This window comes from Desulfobaccales bacterium, assembly GCA_041648175.1.
Classification (GTDB): domain Bacteria; phylum Desulfobacterota; class Desulfobaccia; order Desulfobaccales; family 0-14-0-80-60-11; genus 0-14-0-80-60-11.
Window position 1 is genome coordinate 1 of sequence record JBAZPO010000057.1, and the last position, 3896, is coordinate 3896.

Annotated in this window: 5 protein-coding genes; all 5 read left to right on the forward strand. The window is 52.1% G+C overall.

The genetic code is table 11. The features are described 5' to 3' along the window. Positions 1–213: 213 nt before the first annotated feature. Positions 214–618 carry a hypothetical protein gene (locus WC600_18845; GenBank protein MFA4904788.1) on the forward strand — a complete coding sequence of 135 codons (405 nt, stop codon included), beginning with the start codon at positions 214–216 and terminating at the stop codon, positions 616–618. A gap of 22 nt (positions 619–640) precedes the next feature. Further along, a complete protein-coding gene (locus WC600_18850; GenBank protein ID MFA4904789.1) occupies positions 641–1438 on the forward strand; it encodes a hypothetical protein in 798 nt (265 codons plus the stop codon). A 476-nt stretch (positions 1439–1914) separates the two neighbouring features. Beyond that, positions 1915–3024 (forward strand): hypothetical protein, encoded by a 1110-nt coding sequence (locus WC600_18855; GenBank protein ID MFA4904790.1) that lies wholly within the window; start codon positions 1915–1917, stop codon positions 3022–3024. After that, positions 3014–3367 carry a hypothetical protein gene (locus WC600_18860; GenBank protein MFA4904791.1) on the forward strand — a complete coding sequence of 118 codons (354 nt, stop codon included), beginning with the start codon at positions 3014–3016 and terminating at the stop codon, positions 3365–3367. The genes WC600_18855 and WC600_18860 overlap by 11 nt, the downstream gene beginning before the upstream one ends. Then, complete coding sequence (locus WC600_18865) at positions 3364–3639, forward strand: HU family DNA-binding protein (GenBank protein MFA4904792.1); 276 nt, start codon at positions 3364–3366, stop codon at positions 3637–3639. The genes WC600_18860 and WC600_18865 overlap by 4 nt, the downstream gene beginning before the upstream one ends. Positions 3640–3896: the final 257 nt, after the last annotated feature.

Consider the following 3896-nt stretch of genomic DNA (forward strand, 5'->3'; position numbering starts at 1 on the left):
CCCCACTTCAAACTTGTAACCGTCTATATATACAAATAATTAAGAGCAAATAGAAGACAAGTAGTAGGCAGGCGGTGATTGTTAGTAACTTCGTTCCAGGGGAACCAGAAAAGCAGCCGTTGTCACCGCCTCCCCATACCTTTTGCACCCGAAGGCCATACCTTTAGGGTGGTTGCCTGGAAGAAGGGGGGAATACGGTAGGATAGGGGGAATATGAAACCAAAGAAAGCCAAAACGTATAACCCCGAGCTCGAACTTGCCAAAGGCGCCTCCCTGGATGCCGCCTCTTACGATAAAACCCAGAAGATCAAGGTCACAGCCGACAAAGTGACCATTGGCGGCATCTCCGGCCGCGCGGAGATCTCCGGCTCAGCCACCGGCAAGAGCGGTACCGGCATAGACGGCACTATTAACCTGTGGCTCTCGATCTTCCGCTATATGCGGCCAGACGGCACCATCAACCACGTTGCCGGCTGGAACATCCCGCTGGCGCTGAAGCCCGGCCAGACCGCGACCGCCACCGCAAAAGCTTTCGCGGATTATATAAACGCCGGCACCAGGCCGTACCGGGCAACCGCTTGTGGCGGTAAAATAAAAATAGTCTTCATTGAAAAGTAATCGGATGGGTAAGGAGAATCTTATGGAGAACAAAATCGGTGTAATCGCGGGGTTGGTGCTTTTTTTAATGCTGGGGAATACCTGCACCGCTAAAACGGTGGAGAAAGGAACAATATTTTATATCCCGGGGGTAATGGCCGCAACGGTTTATAATGAGGACATGGAACAGGTAATAGCTAATATAAATGTTAAAAATACCGTGCCTGTCGTAGACGAAAAAGAAAACTATTATAAAGTTGTAGCGGATGGCTGGGTGGAAAAAAGTAAAATAGGATCACAAAAAAAGACAATTGCCGGGATAAAAACAGCTATCACTAAAGAAGAAGTAGAGCTGCTTGACCAGGCCGATAAAAAATCCGGAAAGCAATATTGTAGTGTGAGGAAAAAAGTTGAGGTATCTATCCTTGAAGAACAAGATGATTGGTTAAAGGTAAGGCTTTCCGGCTGGACGGATAAAACCACTCTTGTGGAGAATTCAAAAGTGGTGGCGCAGAAAGTAACCAAGGAGCAAATATCCAACGAGAAGAAAGATATAGAAATGATCAAATGGGATTGGAGTGATGCAAGTAATTCTATTCTGATACGCGGGGTAGTGAAAAATAATAGTGAGAAGACATACCATTTCATGAAATTAAAAATAAGTATTACCGATGAAAAAGGCGCGGCTCTGGGCGACGGAGAATCATTTATAGGGCGAGACGAGTTTAAACCTGGATCACAGGCCAGTTTCTCGACGTATATTGATGGTGCAGCAACAGATTCGAAATCAATAAAGCTAAGTTATAAATGGACAAGCGCAGATGACGAGATAAAAGAATAAGGAACAAGGTGTTCAAGAAAGCCCTGAAGCCAATATAACACGTAAGTATTGAAGTTAAAGATTCCTGACTAAGGAGGCAGCATGGGACAACGTGTAACTAACCCAATGTATCTGCATAAGAAGTATAGGACAGGTGCTCAGAAAAGCCGTATAGCCGCGTTTAAGGCGGGTAAGCTTAGCCCTAAAGGCATAAAGCGAATGAAGAAGGAAGCCAGAGAGCTTCACAATCTTTGACGCCCTCATAGAGGCAACCGTCCTAGGGCTCGCAAAGGCAGCGCCTGAAATGAGCGGTTAGCCGCGCTGGCGGCAAAAATATAATGGATAAGTCCCCCGGAAGCCCTAAACCGAGTACCAATAATAGGGCATGATTTGGCCTTCCACAGCGAGTCCATAAATGCCCCCTGAAACGCGCCGTTAGCCCGTTTCAGGCTTAAAAAGGTTGTTAAACAGCCATATTTGGTTATATACTCAAATCTATGCCACCATCACTCGCAGAACGCCTCCGGAAAGCCGGCATCCGCCACTACGACGTCCTCATTCACGACCAGGATAAAGACTGGCTCATAAAGAACTTCAAGGCTGCAGGTTCCAGCCCGGCCTACCCTGTTAATGTGTCCCGGCTCATGCGCAACCTGGTCTGGCAGATGAAAGAGCGCGTCGCCGCCGGCGAGAAAGAATTCCACGAGCTGGTCCGCACCTACTGGTACATGTACATAAAGTCCACGCTCGCCCGGGCGGGCGCGCTCTCCCAGGAGACCGACCAGTACAAGCAGCTCACCGAGAACATCGTCGCCATGGTGAAGGACTTCACCCTCATGGCCTACAAAGACATCGGCTTCCGGGACGAGAACGAGGCCAACAAGCGCATCGGCGTGAACGCCAACATAATTCCCTTCTCCGAGAAGCTTGGCCACTTCAACTACCTGACCGAGCTGCACCAGCAGTACAACGTCTCGGCCATCGCCCTGGGCGGCCAGCCCTCAGTGATGAACATCGAGTACTTCGTGGACGATCTCAAAAAGGCGAAGTCCGGTCCGCAGCTGGTCGACCGGCCCAAGCTCTTCAGCCTGCAGGCCGCGGCCGGCAGCGCGAAGTTTAACCTCAAGCGGTCCTTCTATCTCTACAGCATCGTGGACTTCGACCCCTCGGGCTGGATAATCCGGGACGCTTTCATAAACAACCTCCGGCACTACAAGATTAAAAATACTAAGGTCTACGACCTGATAAACCCGGACATGCTCACGCCCGAGGAAATCCTGCTGGCCCGCTACCCCATCCGCGCCGGCGCCGACATGGAAGCCAAAAACAAGAAGTGGCTCGCCGATGTGGAAGCCCGGCACTACAAAAACCAGAAGTACCTGGTCGAGGATCTGCCGAGCGGCAAGAAGAAGCTCTACGGCCTCGAAGCCGAAGCCATCGCCACCGCCCGGCTGACCGAGAAACTAAAGGAAGTCATGCTGCCGGTGATAGGCGGCAACGAGGAAGCCCTCAAGATCTACGAGATGAAGAACCTCAACCAGGCCATCAAGGACCTGATCATCTTTAAACTTACCCACCCCGAGACGGAGGCCGCCCATGCCCGCTAAAACAGGAATCATCAAGACCACGACGGTAAAAGCCTACATCACCAAAGCCAAGAAGATGCGCACCCAGGCGGCGGCGGTCAGTAAGCTTATCGCCGACTTCGACGCCGTGCTTGAAGCCGTTATAGTTGAAGCCGTCGCCCTGGCTAAAGCTGCCAAGCGCAACACGGTCATGAAGGTGGACGTAGCCGCCGCGGTTGAGAAGTATCTTAAGAAGACCGACCTCACCTGGGACCAGACCGCCGCCCATGTCATAAAGCACAACCCCACCGACCTTGGGAAGATCTCCAAGAACATACTGGAATGGATCTCCGCGCATGAAAACCCCAAGCGTAAACGCAAATGACGCAGAGCCAGCTCGCTAAGGCGATAGCCAAAGAGTTCTTCCTTTCCCAGGTGGACGCGGCCGCGATCCTGGACTCGATGCTGGCCAGGATGACAGCCAGCCTGCAGAAAGGCGAGTGGGTTTACTTTAAAGACTTCGGTTCCTTCGCTAAGAAGACACGCCCAGGACGCCATGTCCGCCACCCCAAGACCGGGCAGCTCATTTGGATACCGCCCCGGCTGGACGTGGACTTCAACCCGGCCAAGGGCTTATTGAAAGCCAAACGGCGCTGAGCTCCCCAGGTTTACGCCCCCATACAACCGGCGCCGGCGGCTCCTGGAGGCGCTTTCCCACCCTAAACGACCCTTTCCCCCTAACCGCCCTTAAATCGCGTTTATAGCCATTTCTGGCGAAATGGCCGTTTAAATTCGCGCAAGAATGCGCCAGGACAGCGTTTCCACGACGTGCCCGTGTCATTCTACCCCACGTTTTACGACGAGCCTCACGGTGCTCTAATCCGTGGCAACGGCCTTTGCGCTTTCCCAAACAC

What these genes read in the sequence shown, in the direction of transcription:
- WC600_18865 (MFA4904792.1), top strand. Translation starts at nt 3,364, where the DNA reads ATGACGCAGAGCCAGCTCGCTAAGGCGATAGCCAAAGAGTTCTTCCTT.
- WC600_18855 (MFA4904790.1), top strand. Translation starts at nt 1,915, where the DNA reads ATGCCACCATCACTCGCAGAACGCCTCCGGAAAGCCGGCATCCGCCAC.
- WC600_18850 (MFA4904789.1), top strand. Translation starts at nt 641, where the DNA reads ATGGAGAACAAAATCGGTGTAATCGCGGGGTTGGTGCTTTTTTTAATG.
- WC600_18860 (MFA4904791.1), top strand. Translation starts at nt 3,014, where the DNA reads ATGCCCGCTAAAACAGGAATCATCAAGACCACGACGGTAAAAGCCTAC.
- WC600_18845 (MFA4904788.1), top strand. Translation starts at nt 214, where the DNA reads ATGAAACCAAAGAAAGCCAAAACGTATAACCCCGAGCTCGAACTTGCC.